This is a genomic window from Tepidiforma thermophila, from assembly GCF_002563855.1.
Classification (GTDB): Bacteria; Chloroflexota; Dehalococcoidia; order Tepidiformales; family Tepidiformaceae; genus Tepidiforma; species Tepidiforma thermophila.
In genome coordinates this window covers 1362689-1377803 of record NZ_PDJQ01000001.1, presented here as the reverse complement: position 1 = coordinate 1377803, position 15115 = coordinate 1362689, and the positions used below count along the sequence as shown (strand labels likewise).

The window sequence follows — 15115 nt, the reverse complement described above, 5'->3', positions numbered from 1 at the left end:
GCTAGATGCCGGTGCTGACGCCGATGAGCCTGCCGATGCCGAAGGTGATGGCGGAGGCGGCGAGGCCGAAGCCGAGCATGCGCGCGCCGGAGAAGAGGATGCCGCGGCCGGTATAGAGGGTGATGGCAGCGCCCACGCCGAACAGGCCGACGGCGCTGGCGATTGCGCTGGCCGCGACGCCGACGACGCCGCCGACGATGAGCCACGGGAGGACGGGGATGATTGCGCCGGCGCTGAAGGTGAGGAATGAGGTGATGGCAGCGACCCAGGCGTTCCCGGCCTCATCTTCCGACATGCCGAGCTCTTCGCGGGCGAGGGTATCGAGGGCTTTTTGGCGGTTGGCCATAATCCGGTTTGCTGTGGCGCGCGCTTCTTCTTCGTCGAGCCCTTTGGCGCGGTAGATGAGGACGAGCTCCTCGAGTTCTTCATCGGGCATGAGCGTGAGCTCGTCGCGCTCGATTTCGAGCTGGCGGGCGAAGGCTTCGGCGGAGCTGCGTACGCTGATCCATTCGCCGAGGGCCATGCTGAGGGCGCCGGCCAGGAGTCCGGAGAGACCGGCAAGGAGGACGACGTCTCGGCCGGGGTTTGCGCCGGCGACGCCCATGACGAGTGAGAGGTTGGAGACGAGCCCGTCGTTGGCGCCGAGGACCGCGGCGCGAAGGGCGTTGCCGGTGCCGGCGCGATGGCGGCCTTCGAGCCTTGCGATATCGACGTCGATGGGCCGGCTGCGGGTGGAGCGGGCGAGCTCGCGGAAGAGGCGGGCGTGTGAGCGCTCGTCACGCGGGAGGTCGGCGGCGACGGCCTCGGGCTGGTCGTCGTACATGGTGTAGGCGGAGCTTTCCATGCGGGCGACGATGGGGCTGACGGCGGCGGTGCCGAATCGGCGGGCGAGCCAGCCGAGGATGCGGACTCTGAACGAGGGGCGGAAGTCGGGAACCTCGGCCCCGACCTCGCGGAGCCTGGCGACCCAGAGGTCGCGGTGGCGCTCCTCACTGGCGGCGAGGCGGAGGAAGACCTCGCGAAGGTGGGGGTCGCGCTCAGCCGCGGCAAGGGCGCGGTAGAGCGCGATGCCATCGACTTCGTCGCGGAGATTACGTCGGTAGCGTTCGATGTCAGCGGGCGTGGCGGTCATATAGAACGATTCTAAGTTTGGACACTGACAATGCGCGCGTGGGGATGCTGCCCCGCGGGATTAGGCCGTGCGAACCGGGACCAGGTCAGGATGCGGGGCTGAGCAACCATCCCCAGAAGCCGGCGGGCCGGTGTTCGGCGAAGCGGAACCAGGTGCCTTCGCGGCGGAGGTGCTCGATTTCGGCGGCGAGGGTCATGCCGGCGTCGCGGACCCAGATGCCGCCGCCACGGGTGCGCTCATCGAGGACCGTGAAGCCGCGTTCCCGCCAGTCTTCGAGCCAGCTTTCGAGCGGGAGGCCGGCGGGGAGACCGGGCACGGCAGGGGCGGTGACCGGGCGGGACGCGGAGGGCGCCGCGTCCGGGGCTGGCGGCGCCGGAGCGCTGCGAGCGCCCGGACGCGGCGCCGGGGGAGGCGGGACATGCTGCCAGGGCTGGAGGAGGCTCTCGAAGAGGCGGTCCTCGGCGGAGGCCGGCACCGGCGCTGCCGGGGGCCGCGGCGCGGGCGGCAGGCGCAGCGAGACCAGCGGGCGCGGCGGTTCGGGGTGGAGGGGCGGAGCTGCGGGCGGCGGGGCTGCCTGCGCCGGGGCGGGCACCACCGGCGGGCTGGTGTGGGGAAAGGGGGCCGCGGCCGGCACGGGCACGGCAGCGGGATGGTGCAGGGCGGGCGAAGTCCGGGGCAGGGTGCCTGGCCCGGGGCCGGCGCCGTTCGGGGAGGCGGTCGCCCTGACGGGGAGGGGCATCCCCAGGGCGGTGGCGAGCCTCGGAGCGATCGCCTTGAGGGCCTTTGTCTCTATCTGGCGGATGCGCTCGCGGGTGAGGTCGAAGCGGCGGCCAATCTGCTCGAGGGTCAGCGGGGGGCCGACGAAGCCGAAGCGGAGCTCGATGACAGCGCGGGCGCGGGCATCGAGGGTTGCGAGGACCTCGTCGACCGCTTCGGACACGGCACGGGCCTCGGCGAGGGCGGCGGGGTCGGGGGAGGCCGGCGAGGGGAGGAGGTCGCCGAGGACCAGCCCATCGCGGTAGGCATTGGGCCGTGTGTTCGCGGGGGAGATGGTGGTATCGAGCCGCAGGCAGGGGAGGAGGGTGCCGCTCATCGGCGGTGGAAAGATGGTGGCGACGCGTTCGAGGGTGTCGTCGTGTGAGCTGACCGGCACGGGAATCACCCGGCAGGGAGTCTAGCGGCAGCGGGCGCCGGTGTGGCGGCCCGGGCAGAAAGACGACAGCGTTTGTCGCGGTCGGGGAGCGGCTCGGGGTCAGACCTTGCGATTAAAGGCAGCTGCGGCAGCCTCGACGCCGGAGGCGATGATGGTTTCGACGGCATCGGCGGCGCGGTCGGCGGCAGCTTCGAGGAGTTCGCGGTCGGCGGGAGCGGGCGGCGAGAGGACCCAGTCAGCGACGATGTCGGGGTCCCAGGAGGGCTCGCCGTCGACGGTGGGGCGGCCGATGCCGATGCGGACGCGGATGAAGTCGAGGCCGGCGTGCTGGGCGATGCTTTTGAGGCCGTTGTGGCCGCCGTGGCCGCCGCCGGCACGGACGCGGAGCTGGCCGACCGGGAGGTCGAGTTCGTCGTAGACGACGATGGTGCGGGCGAGGGTGCAGCCGGTCCACTGGAGCGCCTGGGCGACGGCCCGGCCGCTGGCATTCATGTACGTCTTGGGCTTGACGAGGGCGACCCGCTGGCCCTGCAGGGTGCCGACGCCGATGTGGAGGAGAGAGCCGACGGACTTCGGCTGGGTGCCGACGCGTTTTGCAAGGCGGTTGATGACCCAGAAGCCGACGTTATGGCGCGTCCGGGCGTACTCTTCGCCGGGGTTGCCGAGGCCGACGACGAGCCAGTCGGCGGCGAAGCGCGGTCCGGGCGCGGCGGGGCTCCTGCGGAACGGCATGGGTGGAGTGTGGCACGGGTGTTCCGTTCGCCCAACGGCGGGAGCGGGATTGCGTAGAATCGGGGCATGCCGCTGGTCGAGATTGTGACCGACCTGGTGTTTGGAGGGCTGTACGGGGCGCTCCTCTGGGTGATTGCCCTGGCTGCCGCAATTCCCTACGCGGTGTGGCAGGGCATCCGGCGGCTGAGCCGGGCAATTGGAGGGAACAACCATGGCGACGCGTGAGCAGGTGGATGAGCTGCTGGCGAAGATGGCGGCGGAGCGTGCGAGCCTGATCCGGGTGGCGGAAGGGCTCAGCCCGGAGGATGCGCTCCGGGTGCCGGTCGATGCGGAGGGGGAGGAGCAGTGGACTGCGCTGGAGCAGCTCGCCCACCTGTGCGAGATGGAGCGGACGTACGACGCCTGGGTACGGGCTGCGCTGCGGGAGGAGAACCCGGACCTTTCGAAGGTGCCGTGGCAGACGGTGCCCATCCCGGTCGAGGAGGCGAACCGGTACACCGTGGCGGACCTCCTGCGGCAGCTGGAGCTGGAGCGGCAATACACGCTGGGGCTGATCGACGGGATGCGGCTGGAGGATTTCGACCGCGTTGCGACCAGCCCGATGTTTGGGACGCTGACGGTACTGCAGTGGCTGCGGTCGTTCTACCGGCACGACCGGCAGCACACGGCGCAGATCCTCGGGCGGCAGAGCGACTACCAGCCGAACTTCAAGGGGCGGGAGCCGAACCAGCGGAGGGCGCGGCTCGAGCTGGTGGCGCGGCGGCAGCAGGGCCTGGGCTGAGCCGGGCGGTCAGGCGGAGCTGCGGAGGCGAGACTCCTCGCCCGGGAGCGGGGCAAGCTCGACCGGGATGACGGTGCGGCGGCCGCAGAGCGCGCATTCGCGGATGCAGATGGCGCGGGCACGGACGTCGACGAGGTAGCGCCACTCGTGACGGCAGGTGCCGGTTGTACGTTCCATGACGCCAGCATGGGGAGGTGAGATGAACGAATCGTTTCCGGCGAGCGGGGCATGGCAGGTTGGCGTGCGGGCTGCAGGTGCAGCCGTTTGCGTTGCCCGGGGCGGTGAGGCGGCCCTATAGTACCGGGCAGCCCCATGCTCATCGACATCCACAGCCACACGTGGCCGCGGTCGCACGACAGCGTTTTGAACCCGGACGACCTGATTGTCCGGGCGAAGGCGGCAGGGCTGGACGCGATTGTCTTCACCGAGCACGACACGGTATGGGACTACAAGGCGATCGAGGAGCTGCGGGCGAAGCACAACTTCCTGGTGCTCGCCGGGGTGGAGATTTCGACCGACGACGGGCACATCCTGGCGTTCGGCATTGATAAGTACGTGTTCGGGATGCACCGGTCGCGGGAGCTGGCGGCGTACGTGGAGAAGGTGAACGGGGCGCTGATTGCGGCGCACCCGTATCGGCGGCAGATGCCGTGGTTTTCGCGGAACGACGATGAGTACCGTGCAGCGCTGGAGAAGGCCGCGCGGAACCCGGCGTACCAGTACGTGCAGGGGCTGGAGGAGATGAACGGGCGGGGTTCGGACAAGGAGAACGAGTTCTCGCAGCGGCTGTGCGAGATGATGCACCTGCCGGGGACGGGCGGGACCGATTCCCACGCGATCTCGGACATTGGCAAGTGCGCGACGTATTTTGAGCGGGAGATCCGGGACGAGCGGGAGCTGATCGAGGAGCTGCGCGCCGGGCGGTTCTATGCGGTGGACCTGCGGACGGGGAAGCCGATCGCGGTGCGCGATGCGCGCCGGGAGCGGATGCGGGAGTAATCCCGCGCAGGTCGTCATGGCCGGGATGCCGGGTTGACCGCTCTTCTTCACAGACGGCGGGGCCGAATAGTAGTATGCGAGACGCCCACGCGGCAGGAACGCAGCACCCCTGACGGGAGAGGAGCCCCGAATGGCCTACGTAATCACGGAACCCTGCATTGACGTCCAGGACCAGGCATGCGTCGAGGTCTGCCCGGTCGACTGCATCCACTTCGACGAAGGCGAGGACCGGATGCTGTACATCAACCCTGACGAGTGCATCGACTGCGGTGCATGCGAGCCTGCCTGCCCCGTGACGGCGATCTTTGCGGAGGATGACGTGCCGGCGGACCGCGCGGTGTACAAGGAGATCAACGTGCTCTGGTACAGCGACAAGGCGGCGGCGCGCGCGAAGGTGAACGAGCTCAAGCCCCCGGCCTGACCTGGAGCCCCGCGGCAACCGCGAAGCAGGGAGCCAGCCGTCAACGGCTGGCTCGACTTTTTGGCTGCGGAGGCTTGACCCTGCCGAGCCCTCGGCTAGATTGGAGCTGTTGCGCCACGTATGGAGCGTGGCGGAGAGGGTTATTGCCATGGCTGAACGCGTCACGATCGAGGCGGCGCCCCGCACCGTCCTCGGAAAGAAGGTAAAGCAGCTCCGGGCCGAGGGCCGGCTGCCGGCGAATGTGTACGGGAAGGCGATTCCGTCGCGGGCGATCGAGATTGATGCGCGCCAGTTTGCGCGGACGATCAAGTCGGCCGGGCTGCGGGCGATGATCGAGCTGAAGGTGGCGGGCGAGACGGAGCCGCGGTACGTGATCCTGCGCGGGATTGCGCGGGCGCACGGGACCGGCGAGCCGATCCATGTCGACTTCTTCCAGGTTGACCCGGAACGGCCGATCACGGCGAACGTGCCGCTGCGGCTTGTCGGCGAGGCGCCGGCAGTGCGCGACCTTGCGGGGACGCTCCTCCCGGGCATCGAAATCGTGTCGGTGCGGTGCCGCCCGCTCGACATACCGGACACGATCCCTGTCGACATCGCGCCGCTCAAGGGGTTCGACTCGGTGCTGACGGTGGGCGACATTACGCCGCCGCCGGGCGTCGAGATCCTGACGGACCCCTCGGTGGTGGTGGCGACGGTGGCGAAGCCGCGCATTCGCGGCCAGCGCGGCGGCTAATCCCAGGGCGCTGTGGCCGAACGAAGCTACCCGGCAGACCAGGCGGAGGCAGGGCTGCGGCTGTTCCTCGGCTGGTTCGGTCCGCACTACGCGCGCAGCACGTCGGTTGAGGACGCCAGTTCGGACGGGACCACACTGACGGCGACGGTCGTCGTCGGGCGGAGGTGGTCGCTGCGGACGACCGTGGTGAACACGTTCGGGCCCGATGCGACGGTGGCGTGGGAGGCGGCGCGGGCGGCGCTCGAGCGGCGGCTGGATGCGGAAGGTCGGCCTCTGGCGGTCTGGGTGCCGCGGGGGGCCAGCTTCCCGACCGAGGAGCCGGGGCTCTCGCAGTTCGTGCTGAGCCTCGACGGGGCCAGGCGCCTGGATGACGGCCGGCTGGAGTTCTGCAGGCCGGTGAACCTCTACCTGCGGCGGGTGGCGACAACGGGCTCGGTGGTGACGGCGCTGGGCGGGCTGGCCGGGCACTGGGCGCAGTTCACGAACCGCGTGCCGGGGACGTTCCAGCTGAATTCGAACGAGCTGTTCCGGCTGCCGGCTTCGCAGGAAGAGCGGCAGGAGCTGTTTGACCGGATCGTGCTGGCGTCGCAGCAGCCGGAGGTGGATGACACGGTGGTGGTGCCGGCGCGGGACTGCTGGACGGCGAACGACCTCGGGGGCGGCGGGGCGTGCATCCTGGGGACCCCTGCGCCGGAGAACGACGCGTGGAGTGCGTCGCTGCGGCGGAATCTGCGCCGGCTGGTGAAGGCGGCGAACGAGGCCCCGGCGACGGGTGCGGATGCGCGCGCGCTGGTCGTGCTGGGGCCGGCAACGTACGCCGAGGATGAGAAGCTCTCGTGGGCGCTGCGGGGCATGGACCCGACACTTTACGCGGGGTTCGACATCCTGGCGGTGATTGCCGACGGTGTGGTGAAGCCGATCCTCCAGCCGGGGCGGTCGGTGCTGCCGTGGGATGCTCCGCTGCGCTGAGGCAGGCAGGCGCCGTTCGCCCGGCCGGGGCATGATCTGCGGAGCACACCGGCAGAGGAGGGCTGGATGACCATCCGGCGCGTGGGGTTCATCGGACTGGGGATTATGGGCGGCCCGATGGCGGCGAACCTGCTGGCCGCCGGCTACGAGCTGACGGTCTGGAACCGGACGGCGGCGAAGGCCGAGCCGCTGGCCGCTGCTGGGGCGCGCGTCGCGGGGTCGCCGGCGGAGGTGGCCGCCGCCTCGGAGCTGACGTTCACCTGTGTGACGGCGTCGGCCGATGTGGAGGCGGTGGTGCTCGGGCCGGGCGGTGTCATCGACGGGGCGGCGCCGGGCAGCATCGTCGTCGACTGCTCGACCATCGCCCCGGCCACGGCGCGGAAGGTGCATGCACAGCTGGCGGAGCGGGGCGTTGCGGCGCTCGATGCGCCGGTTTCGGGCGGCGATGTGGGCGCAAAGGCGGGGACGCTCGCGATCATGGTTGGCGGGGATGCGGAGACGTTCGAGCGGGCGCTGCCGGTGCTGCGGGCCATTGGCAAGACGATTGTGCACGTGGGGCCGCCGGGGGCCGGGCAGGTGGTCAAGCTCTGCAACCAGGTCGCGGGCGGCCTGAACCTGCTGGCAATGGCGGAGGCGATCAGCCTGTGCCGGCGTTCAGGGGTGGACCCGGCGAAGATGCTCGAGGTGGTGTCGGCGGGGGCGGCGGGTTCGTGGATGCTGCAGCACCTGGGTCCGCGGGCGGTAGCGGGCGACTTTGCGCCGGGGTTTATGGTGGACCTGATGCAGAAGGACCTGGGGCTGGTGCTGGACGCCGCGCACGAGACGCACACGCCGCTGCCGGGTTCGGCGCTGGTGCGGCAGCTGTTCGAGATGCTGCAGGCGAGGGGACGCGGGCGGGACGGTACGCAGGCGATCGTGGAGGCGCTGGCGCTGCTGGCCGGCGAGACCGGCTAGGCGACCGAGGGGCCGTCGCTGTCGCCGTTGCGGCGGAGGAGCGAGACCACGGCTGCGCCGCGGGGCCGGTCGGCGAGCTGCCGGTCGGCGGCGGCGAAGAGGTCGGCGGCATCGCAGTCGACGCCGGTCGCGACGCCGAAGGCGAGGGAGATGGGGACGAGGTCGGCCCATTCGTCGAGGTTGCGGCGCTCGACCTCCTGGGCGATGCGGCGGGCGATGAGGCGGCCGACGGTGAGGTCGGCGCCGGGGAGGATGATGCCGAAGTCGTCGCCGCCGATGCGGGCGGCGAAGTCTCCGCCGCGGATGCAGTGGTGGATGGCGGCGGCGGCCCTGCGCAGCATGTCGTCGCCGGCGTCGTGGCCGTGGGACTGGTTGACGACGCGGGTGCCGACAAGGTCGGCGAGGATGAGGGTGACCGGCTCGCGGGTGCCGCGGCGTGCGCGGCACTCCTCGCGGAGGCGCTCGTCGAAGGCGTGGCGGTTGAAGAGGCCGGTGAGGTGGTCGGTGCGGGCTTCGCGTTCGAGCCAGCGGACCATGGTGTCGCGGCGGCGGAGGGTGCGGTTCTCTTCGACGGCGACGGCGAGGCGAAGGGTGAGCTGGGCCTCATCGAGGCTGCTGAGTGTGAGGAAGTCGTGGGCGCCGAGCTTGAGCGAGGGCACGGCTTCGAGGGCGGGGTCCTGGTCGAGGAGGAGGACGACGGCGACGTCGGGCCGGCGTTCGCGGAGGGCTCGGACCAGGGGTGCGGCCGGGTCGTGCCAGAGGCGGGCGGAGACGAGCGCGACGTCGAAGGCGCCGCCGTCGAGCAGGCGGCCGGCCTCCTCAACGTCGCGCGCAGCGTGGGGCACCAGGCGGGGCGACGCCTCGAGGAGCTTCCGCAGGGTGCGGATGTGGGCGATGTCCTCATCGACGATGAGGACGCGGAGCGTGCGGGGCGTGCCCGGTGGCGGAGCGGCTCGGCTGGTCATGCTGGGGTTCCTGCTCTGAGTATCGGCAGGTGCTCGACAGAAGAAGAGGCCCGCCGGGAGGTGCCGGCGGGCCGTTCGATGGCCCGGGAAGGGGTTGCCGCTAGAAGTCGCGGCCGGGGATTTTGATGTCGTCGGCGGGCGGAGCGGGGTTGGCGATGCCGGCCATAAGCTGGGTAGGCACGAGCATGCGGAGCTCATCGAGGGTCCATTTGCCGTGCTTGTAGATGTTGCGGAAGGGGGGATAGAGGTCGGCGAGGAGGCCGATATGCCCGCCGGCGACCTGGAAGATGCGGCCGTTGATGTTCCACGCCTCGTCGAGGAGGAGGTAGATGGTCATCGGGGCGACCATGTCGGGTGTGCGCATGGCGGCGGCTTCTTCGGCGGCGCGGTTGGCGGCGGCCTGCGGCGGGCCTCCGGCGGCGGCGATGCCGCGCTGGGCGCGGAGTTCGCGGGCGCTCTGGGGCACGGTGGCGGTGAGCCGCGTGGCGGCCCCGGGCGCGATGCAGTTCACGGTGACGCCGTAGCGGCCGAGGTCGCGGGCGGCGACGCGGGTGAGACCGGCGACGCCGGCCTTGGCGGCGCCGTAGTTCGCCTGGCCGGAGTTGCCCTGCAGGCCGGAGACCGAGCTGAAGTTGACGATGCGGCCGTAGCGCTGCTGCCGCATGAGGACGGAGGCGGGCTTGATGGTGGTGAAGTGGCCCTTGAGGTCGACGCGGATGACGTCGTCCCACTCTTCTTCGGTGAGGTTGAAGATCATACGGTCGCGGAGGATGGCGGCGAGGTTGATGAGGCCGTCGAGGCGGCCCCAGGTATCCAGGGCGGTGCGGATGACGCTTTCCCCGCCCTCCATGGTTGAGACGTCGGCGAAGTTGGCGACGGCTTCGCCGCCCATTTTTTTGATTTCCTCGACGACCTGTGCGGCGGGCCCATCGTCGTGGCCGGTGCCGTCGGGATTGACGCCGGGGTCGTTGACGACGACGCGGGCGCCTTCGGAGGCGGCGAGGAGGGCGCACTCGCGGCCGATGCCGCGGCCGGCGCCGGTCATGGCGATGACTTTGCCCTCGAGGAGGTTGCCCATGGGTTGTGCTCCTTCTGCGGCGGAATCAGCGGCGCCGTCAGCTGTTGATGATGACCGTGGCTGAGCCGGGGGTGGTCTTCTTGCCCTCGGGGTTTTCGGTCCAGATCTCGAGGTCGACGAGCTTTTGGCCGTTCTCTTCGTATTTGCGGGTGACGATGCCCCTGCAGAGGATGTCCTGGTTCGGGTAGTCCATGCCGCGGTAGCTGCAGCCGAAGCGCTTGATCTTGCCGTTGCCTCCGAGCCAGTCGTGGAGGAGCTGGCCGAGGAAGGCATGCTTGAGTGCGCCGTGGACGATGATGTCGCTGAGGCCGGTGCTCTTGGCGAAGTCTTTATCGTAGTGAATCTGGTAGAAGTCCCCGGAGGCTGCTGCCCAGAGGACGAGCTGCTGAGTGGAGCAGTTCTTCTTGAGTTCGGGGATGGCCATGCCTTCCGTGATTTCGTCCCATTTCGCTGCCATTGCGATGCCCCTCCGGGTTAGTAGCGGATGCTGGTGCCGGTCATGATGGCGACGACTTTGCCATCCTGGTTGGTGTAGACCGTTTTGGTGGTCGTGATGAGCATCTGGCCGATGCTGCCCTCTCGCTCTTCGTAGGAAGCGACGTGGGAGCGTGCGGTCAGGACGTCGCCGGCGCAGATGTCGTCGAAGTACTCGATGTCGGTGCCGCCGTTGAGGACGCGGGTGAGCGGGCGGGACGGCTGGGGGCCGATGTCGAAGCCGCGGCGGCCGCCGGCGCGCGGATTGTAGACGGGGGTGCCGAGGTAGCCCGGCGGCACGACGAGGCTGCGGTAGCCGGCGGCTTTGGCGGCGGCTTCGTCGTAGAAGATGGGGTCGGTGTGGCCGACGGCGCGGGCGAACATGCGGATGGAGGTTTTATCGACCTCGAGGGTGAAGGGCTCGGACTCCTTGCCGACGTGGGCGCGCATCTCATCGGTGATGAGCGGCGTCTTTTCCTGTGTCACGGGGCCAACTCCGCGGGATAGTTTGTGCGCGGGGAACGATACGCGAGCGGGAGCGGCGCGTAAACGGGAGGCGGACGGTATTCCCTGCGGCGGAGGGCGCGGCTAGAATCCGGCGAATGGCGTTTCTCTCGTTTCCTGAGGGTTTCCAGTGGGGCGTCGCGACGGCGGCGTACCAGATCGAAGGCGCCGTCCGGGAGGACGGCCGGGGTGTGACGATCTGGGACACGTTCGTCCGGCAGCCGGGGCGCGTGCAGAACGGCGACACGGGGGATGTGGCGTGCGACCACTACCACCGGTACCGCGAGGACATCGAGCTGATGGCGAGCCTCGGTATCCAGACGTACCGGTTCTCGCTGGCATGGTCCCGGATTTACCCGTTCGGGCGGGGCGCGGTGAATGAGCAGGGGCTGGCGTTCTACGACCGGCTGATTGATGCCCTGCTCGAAAAGAACATCGAGCCGGCGATCACGCTCTACCACTGGGACCTGCCGCAGGCGCTGCAGGACCTCGGCGGGTGGATGAACCGGGAGACGACGGATGCGTTCGCGGCGTACGCGAAGACGGCCTTCGACCGGTTCGGCGACCGGGTGACGCGCTGGATTACGCTGAACGAGCCGATTGTGTTCACGGAGATGGGGCACCGCACGGGTGTGATGGCGCCGGGCATCCGGGACCTCGGGGCGTATGCGCGGGCGATTCACCACGCGCTGCTGGCGCACGGGAAGGCGGTGCGGGTCTTCCGCGAGGGCGGGTATCGCGGGGAGATCGGCATTACGAACGCCAACACGTACTACGAACCGGCGGACGACTCGCCCGAGACTGCGGCAGCGGTGGAGCGGGCGCGCGACTTCGACACGCGGCTGTTCCACGGGCCGGTCTTCGGGCGCGGGTACCCGGCGACGGTGGTGAAGCATTTCGCCGAGCGGGGCGTTCCGCTGCCGATTGAGCCGGGCGACATGGAGGTCATCGCGACGCCGACGGACTTCCTCGGGGTGAACCTGTACTCGCGCGGGCTCATCCAGCCGGCGAACAACAGCGTGGGGTTCACGTACGCGCCGCCGCGGCTGCCGCTCCTGCCGATGGGGTATGAGGCGGCGCCCCATGCGCTCGGGGCGTTCGTGCGGTGGGTTTCGCGGGAGTACGACCGGCCGCGGATCTCCATCACCGAGAACGGGGTCTGCGACAACACGGAGCCGGACGCCAGCGGCGTGATCGACGACACCACGCGACAGGAGCTGCTGCGCGGCTTCCTGGCGGGGCTGCACGGGGCGATTGCCGACGGCTGCGACGTGCGGGCCTACTACCAGTGGTCGCTGATGGACAACTTCGAGTGGGCGTTCGGCTACAGCAAGCGGTTCGGCATCGTGTACACGGACTACCGGACGCTGGCGCGGATCCCCAAGAAGTCGGCGGAGCTGTACGCGCAGATCATCCTCAGGAACGGCGTGGAAGTCTGAGACCAGCCCCGCTCAGAGGAGCTGCTCAATCGCTTCGATGACCTCGGGCGCGTCGGGCGGGGTGCGCGGGTCGAACTTCGCGACGACGTTGCCGTCGCGGTCGACGAGGTACTTCTGGAAGTTCCAGAGGACGTCGCCGCCCAGCGGCGCGGGGAGCGAGGTGAGAGCCCGGTAGAGCGGGTGCATGCCTTCGCCCTTGACGGAGATCTTCGCGAAGAGGGGGAAGGTGACGCCGTAGTTGAGGTCGCAGAAGGCGGCGATCTCCTCGTTGGTGCCGGGCTCCTGGCCCATAAAGTCGTTGGCTGGGAAGCCGAGGATTTCGAAGCCGCGGTCGCGGTAGCGTTCGTAGATGGCCTGGAGGGCGGCGTACTGGGGGGTGAGGCCGCACTTGCTGGCGACATTGACGAGCATGAGGACATTGCCGCGATACCGTTCGAGCGGCTCTTCCGTGCCGTCGATGCGCTGCATGGTGAACTCCAGGACCATCGAACAACCTCCGCGGGCGAACGTGCCCCGGCGATCGTAACAGGGCGCTCGGGAACGGCGCCTGCGGGGCTCAGCCGGAGGCGAACCAGGAGACGATGCGAACGGGGACAAACCGGACGAGGGGCAGGGCCTCGAGGTCCATCGTGCGGTACTGCGGATAGCGCGCGCGGAGGGCCGCGAGCGCTTCGGGCCAGCAGTCACCCCGTTCGAGGACGACGGCGTCGACATCGAGGCGGACCCACGCGAGGCGCGACCAGTCGGCATCGTAGCGGTCGACGAGGAGGGCCGCGCGGGGGTCGCGCCGGAGGTTAGCGATGCGGGCGAGCCTGCCGGGGCGCTTCGGCTTTTCGTCGACGGACATGGCGAGAACGTGCCCGGCCGGCTCATCGAGCAGCGCGAAGCAGACCGGGACGAGGTGCGGGCGGCCGTCACTGCTGATGGTGGCGAGCCGGGCGACCGGTTCGGATGCGAGGAGGGCGCGCTCGCGCGGGCCGAGGCGGGCGCCGGGCATGGCGGAAGGGTAGCGAAATGCGGTCAATGAGGGCGATGGGGTAGAGTGCGGGCATGACGCGCCTAGTGCTTGCGGCGGATTTCGGAGGCACGCACCTGCGGGCGGCGATTGTGGATGAGCGGGGCGAGGTGCTGTTCCGGGAGGACCACCCGACACCGCCGCAGGCAAGCCCTGGGGAAGCCGTTCAGCTGGTGGTGGACCTGCTGGCGCGGACCGTGGAGGCGTCAGGTGCAGCGCCGGCGGCGGCCTGCATCGCGACGGCGGGGCTGATCAACGCGAACGAGGGGAAGGTCATCTTCGCCCCGAACATCGCGGGGTTCCGGAACGTGGTGCTGACGACGCCGGTAGCGCAGCGGCTGGGTATCCCGGCGTACATCGAGAACGACGCGTCGGCGGCGGCGCTCGGGGAGTACCGGTTTGGGGCGGGACGAGGGACGCGGCACCTGCTCCACGCGACGCTCGGGACAGGCATCGGGGGCGGCATCGTCATCGATGGGCGGCTGTACCGCGGCGCGCAGGGGCTGGCGGGGGAGATCGGGCACATCATCATCGACCCGGCGGGGCCGCGGTGCACGTGCGGGTCGCGCGGCTGCCTCGAGGCGCTGGTGAGCGGCGTGGCGTTCGCGGCGCGGGCGCGGAAGCTGCTGGAACAGGGGAAGTCGGCGGTGCTGAAGGAGCTGGTGGGGTACGCGGAGCCGACCGCGGTGCACCTGTTCGAAGCTGCGAAACGGGGGGACCGCACCTGCGAGGCGGAGATCCGGAACGGCGGGCACATCCTCGGGCTGGGGCTGGGGAGCCTCGTGAACGTGCTGAACCCGGACGCGGTGACGCTCTCGGGCGGACTGCTGGCGATGGGCGAGATGCTGCTGGGGCCGATGCGGGAGGCGATGGGGTCGATGGCGTACGGGCCGGCATCGGGGGCGCTGGTGCGCATCGGCGAGCTGGGGGAGAACACGGGCTTGCTGGGCGCGGCGGCCGTCGCGTTCGAGCGGCTGGAGGGGGATTAAGCCGGCTAGCCGAGGTGTTCCCGGAAGAAGTCGGCGATGCGGCGCCAGCTGTCCTCAGCGGCGACGGGATTGTACGCGACCTTCATGGGGCCCCAGGCACCGAGTTTCGCGATGAGACCGCTGTGGCGGTTCATGTACGAGTGGCCAGCGTCGGGGTAGATGACAACGTCGTGGGGGATGCCGAGGTGTTCGAGGTGCTCCTGCAGCCGGCGGCCCTGCGGCGCGAAGAGGCGGTCGCGGCCGCCGTAGCCGGCGACGATGGGGCAGGCGTCGTCGAGGGCGGAAGGGTCCTTCGGGACGGAACCGTAGAAGACGGCTGCGGCGCGGTACGGCGCGCGGGCAGCAAGGAGGAGGGCGAAGCCGCCGCCCATGCAGAAGCCGATGACGCCGAGGCGGGCCGGGTCGACCCCGGGGCGGGCGGCGAGCCAGGCGCGGGCAGCTTCGAGGGCTTCGAAGGCAGGGCCGGCGCCGCGGGAGAGGTCGCGGAAGGCGCGCATGATGCAGAGCGGCCGGGGGCCGAGGGCGGCGAGCAGGTCGGGGGCGAGGGCCACCCAGCCGAGGGAGGCGGCGCGGCGGGCCTGGGCGCGGATGTCGTCGTTGAGGCCGAAGACCTCGTGGATGACGAGGATGCCCGGGCGCGGCGCCGGGGACGGGTCATCGGGCGCGGCGAGGAAGGCGGGCATGGCCCCGGCGCCGGCGAGCGGGATGCGGTGGTGCGATTCCATGGTCTGCATGGTGCCGGAGCGGCCCGGGAAAACGCGAACCGCCCGGCGAGGG

General features: G+C 70.2%; 20 protein-coding genes. 9 read left to right on the top strand and 11 right to left on the bottom strand.

The genetic code is table 11. From position 1 onward, the window contains the following. Position 1 precedes the first annotated feature (1 nt). From A9A59_RS06680 to pth, 3 genes are all read right to left on the bottom strand, one after another. A complete protein-coding gene (locus A9A59_RS06680; protein ID WP_098503544.1) occupies positions 2 to 1132 on the bottom strand; it encodes a VIT1/CCC1 transporter family protein in 1131 nt (376 codons plus the stop codon). An 85-nt stretch (positions 1133 to 1217) separates the two neighbouring features. Further along, entirely contained in the window at positions 1218 to 2294 is a 1077-nt protein-coding gene (locus A9A59_RS14320) for a sigma factor-like helix-turn-helix DNA-binding protein (protein ID WP_098503543.1), read from the bottom strand. A 90-nt stretch (positions 2295 to 2384) separates the two neighbouring features. Then, the gene (gene pth / locus A9A59_RS06670; RefSeq protein ID WP_098503542.1) at positions 2385 to 3017 is read right to left on the bottom strand and encodes an aminoacyl-tRNA hydrolase; all 633 of its coding nucleotides are present in this window, start codon (positions 3015 to 3017) and stop codon (positions 2385 to 2387) included. 66 nt (positions 3018 to 3083) lie between these two features. On the opposite strand from pth, the gene A9A59_RS14070 reads away from it, so the two are divergent. Continuing rightward, a complete protein-coding gene (locus tag A9A59_RS14070) occupies positions 3084 to 3242 on the top strand; it encodes a hypothetical protein (protein ID WP_165772557.1) in 159 nt (52 codons plus the stop codon). Beyond that, complete coding sequence (locus tag A9A59_RS06665) at positions 3229 to 3798, top strand: DinB family protein (protein ID WP_098503541.1); 570 nt, start codon at positions 3229 to 3231, stop codon at positions 3796 to 3798. The genes A9A59_RS14070 and A9A59_RS06665 overlap by 14 nt, the downstream gene beginning before the upstream one ends. A gap of 9 nt (positions 3799 to 3807) precedes the next feature. Here the strand turns inward: A9A59_RS06665 and A9A59_RS14065 are convergent, their stop codons facing one another. After that, a complete protein-coding gene (locus tag A9A59_RS14065) occupies positions 3808 to 3975 on the bottom strand; it encodes a hypothetical protein (RefSeq protein ID WP_165772556.1) in 168 nt (55 codons plus the stop codon). A gap of 135 nt (positions 3976 to 4110) precedes the next feature. Here A9A59_RS14065 and A9A59_RS06660 point away from each other — a divergent pair, with 135 nt between their 5' ends. The 5 genes from A9A59_RS06660 (at position 4111) to A9A59_RS06640 (ending at position 7874) form a co-directional block, all read left to right on the top strand. After that, on the top strand, positions 4111 to 4797 hold the full coding sequence (locus tag A9A59_RS06660) for a CehA/McbA family metallohydrolase (RefSeq protein ID WP_098503540.1): 687 nt from the start codon (positions 4111 to 4113) through the stop codon (positions 4795 to 4797). Positions 4798 to 4927: 130 nt separating this feature from the next. After that, positions 4928 to 5218 carry a 4Fe-4S dicluster domain-containing protein gene (locus A9A59_RS06655; RefSeq protein WP_098503539.1) on the top strand — a complete coding sequence of 97 codons (291 nt, stop codon included), beginning with the start codon at positions 4928 to 4930 and terminating at the stop codon, positions 5216 to 5218. Positions 5219 to 5366: 148 nt separating this feature from the next. Beyond that, positions 5367 to 5951, top strand: a complete 585-nt coding sequence (locus tag A9A59_RS06650; protein ID WP_098503538.1) for a 50S ribosomal protein L25 — start codon at positions 5367 to 5369, stop codon at positions 5949 to 5951. Between the two features lie 12 nt (positions 5952 to 5963). Continuing rightward, entirely contained in the window at positions 5964 to 6920 is a 957-nt protein-coding gene (locus tag A9A59_RS06645) for a hypothetical protein (RefSeq protein WP_098503537.1), read from the top strand. A gap of 66 nt (positions 6921 to 6986) precedes the next feature. Continuing rightward, a complete protein-coding gene (locus tag A9A59_RS06640) occupies positions 6987 to 7874 on the top strand; it encodes an NAD(P)-dependent oxidoreductase (protein WP_098503536.1) in 888 nt (295 codons plus the stop codon). Here the strand turns inward: A9A59_RS06640 and A9A59_RS06635 are convergent. The 4 genes from A9A59_RS06635 to A9A59_RS06620 all read right to left on the bottom strand — a co-directional run bounded on the left by A9A59_RS06635 (position 7871) and on the right by A9A59_RS06620 (position 10877). Beyond that, the gene (locus A9A59_RS06635; protein ID WP_165772555.1) at positions 7871 to 8839 is read right to left on the bottom strand and encodes a GGDEF domain-containing protein; all 969 of its coding nucleotides are present in this window, start codon (positions 8837 to 8839) and stop codon (positions 7871 to 7873) included. The two genes, A9A59_RS06640 and A9A59_RS06635, sit on opposite strands and share 4 nt — an antisense overlap. Before the next feature lie 100 nt (positions 8840 to 8939). After that, a complete protein-coding gene (locus A9A59_RS06630; RefSeq protein ID WP_098503534.1) occupies positions 8940 to 9917 on the bottom strand; it encodes an SDR family NAD(P)-dependent oxidoreductase in 978 nt (325 codons plus the stop codon). 37 nt (positions 9918 to 9954) lie between these two features. Next, positions 9955 to 10374, bottom strand: coding sequence for a MaoC/PaaZ C-terminal domain-containing protein (locus A9A59_RS06625; protein WP_098503533.1), 420 nt, complete (start codon positions 10372 to 10374; stop codon positions 9955 to 9957). Positions 10375 to 10391: 17 nt separating this feature from the next. Beyond that, positions 10392 to 10877, bottom strand: a complete 486-nt coding sequence (locus tag A9A59_RS06620) for a MaoC family dehydratase N-terminal domain-containing protein (RefSeq protein ID WP_098503532.1) — start codon at positions 10875 to 10877, stop codon at positions 10392 to 10394. Between the two features lie 116 nt (positions 10878 to 10993). Here A9A59_RS06620 and A9A59_RS06615 point away from each other — a divergent pair, with 116 nt between their 5' ends. Next, entirely contained in the window at positions 10994 to 12334 is a 1341-nt protein-coding gene (locus A9A59_RS06615) for a GH1 family beta-glucosidase (RefSeq protein WP_098503531.1), read from the top strand. A gap of 12 nt (positions 12335 to 12346) precedes the next feature. On the opposite strand, the gene A9A59_RS06610 is transcribed toward A9A59_RS06615, so the two are convergent. Next, positions 12347 to 12820, bottom strand: coding sequence for a glutathione peroxidase (locus A9A59_RS06610; protein WP_098503530.1), 474 nt, complete (start codon positions 12818 to 12820; stop codon positions 12347 to 12349). A gap of 70 nt (positions 12821 to 12890) precedes the next feature. Next, positions 12891 to 13331 (bottom strand): TIGR03668 family PPOX class F420-dependent oxidoreductase, encoded by a 441-nt coding sequence (locus A9A59_RS06605; protein ID WP_098503529.1) that lies wholly within the window; start codon positions 13329 to 13331, stop codon positions 12891 to 12893. Positions 13332 to 13384: 53 nt separating this feature from the next. Between A9A59_RS06605 and A9A59_RS06600 the strand changes: the two genes are divergently transcribed. Beyond that, a complete protein-coding gene (locus A9A59_RS06600; RefSeq protein ID WP_098503528.1) occupies positions 13385 to 14338 on the top strand; it encodes an ROK family protein in 954 nt (317 codons plus the stop codon). 5 nt (positions 14339 to 14343) lie between these two features. Here the strand turns inward: A9A59_RS06600 and A9A59_RS06595 are convergent, their stop codons facing one another. Continuing rightward, a complete protein-coding gene (locus A9A59_RS06595) occupies positions 14344 to 15063 on the bottom strand; it encodes a dienelactone hydrolase family protein (protein ID WP_098503527.1) in 720 nt (239 codons plus the stop codon). Between the last annotated feature and the right edge of the window lie 52 nt (positions 15064 to 15115).

What these genes read in the sequence shown, in the direction of transcription:
- A9A59_RS06610 (WP_098503530.1), bottom strand. Translation starts at nt 12,820, where the DNA reads ATGGTCCTGGAGTTCACCATGCAGCGCATCGACGGCACGGAAGAGCCG.
- A9A59_RS06650 (WP_098503538.1), top strand. Translation starts at nt 5,367, where the DNA reads ATGGCTGAACGCGTCACGATCGAGGCGGCGCCCCGCACCGTCCTCGGA.
- A9A59_RS06660 (WP_098503540.1), top strand. Translation starts at nt 4,111, where the DNA reads ATGCTCATCGACATCCACAGCCACACGTGGCCGCGGTCGCACGACAGC.
- A9A59_RS06615 (WP_098503531.1), top strand. Translation starts at nt 10,994, where the DNA reads ATGGCGTTTCTCTCGTTTCCTGAGGGTTTCCAGTGGGGCGTCGCGACG.
- A9A59_RS06595 (WP_098503527.1), bottom strand. Translation starts at nt 15,063, where the DNA reads ATGGAATCGCACCACCGCATCCCGCTCGCCGGCGCCGGGGCCATGCCC.
- A9A59_RS14070 (WP_165772557.1), top strand. Translation starts at nt 3,084, where the DNA reads ATGCCGCTGGTCGAGATTGTGACCGACCTGGTGTTTGGAGGGCTGTAC.
- A9A59_RS06635 (WP_165772555.1), bottom strand. Translation starts at nt 8,839, where the DNA reads ATGACCAGCCGAGCCGCTCCGCCACCGGGCACGCCCCGCACGCTCCGC.
- A9A59_RS14065 (WP_165772556.1), bottom strand. Translation starts at nt 3,975, where the DNA reads ATGGAACGTACAACCGGCACCTGCCGTCACGAGTGGCGCTACCTCGTC.
- A9A59_RS06600 (WP_098503528.1), top strand. Translation starts at nt 13,385, where the DNA reads ATGACGCGCCTAGTGCTTGCGGCGGATTTCGGAGGCACGCACCTGCGG.
- pth (WP_098503542.1), bottom strand. Translation starts at nt 3,017, where the DNA reads ATGCCGTTCCGCAGGAGCCCCGCCGCGCCCGGACCGCGCTTCGCCGCC.
- A9A59_RS06665 (WP_098503541.1), top strand. Translation starts at nt 3,229, where the DNA reads ATGGCGACGCGTGAGCAGGTGGATGAGCTGCTGGCGAAGATGGCGGCG.
- A9A59_RS06655 (WP_098503539.1), top strand. Translation starts at nt 4,928, where the DNA reads ATGGCCTACGTAATCACGGAACCCTGCATTGACGTCCAGGACCAGGCA.
- A9A59_RS06680 (WP_098503544.1), bottom strand. Translation starts at nt 1,132, where the DNA reads ATGACCGCCACGCCCGCTGACATCGAACGCTACCGACGTAATCTCCGC.
- A9A59_RS06630 (WP_098503534.1), bottom strand. Translation starts at nt 9,917, where the DNA reads ATGGGCAACCTCCTCGAGGGCAAAGTCATCGCCATGACCGGCGCCGGC.
- A9A59_RS06625 (WP_098503533.1), bottom strand. Translation starts at nt 10,374, where the DNA reads ATGGCAGCGAAATGGGACGAAATCACGGAAGGCATGGCCATCCCCGAA.
- A9A59_RS06605 (WP_098503529.1), bottom strand. Translation starts at nt 13,331, where the DNA reads ATGCCCGGCGCCCGCCTCGGCCCGCGCGAGCGCGCCCTCCTCGCATCC.
- A9A59_RS06640 (WP_098503536.1), top strand. Translation starts at nt 6,987, where the DNA reads ATGACCATCCGGCGCGTGGGGTTCATCGGACTGGGGATTATGGGCGGC.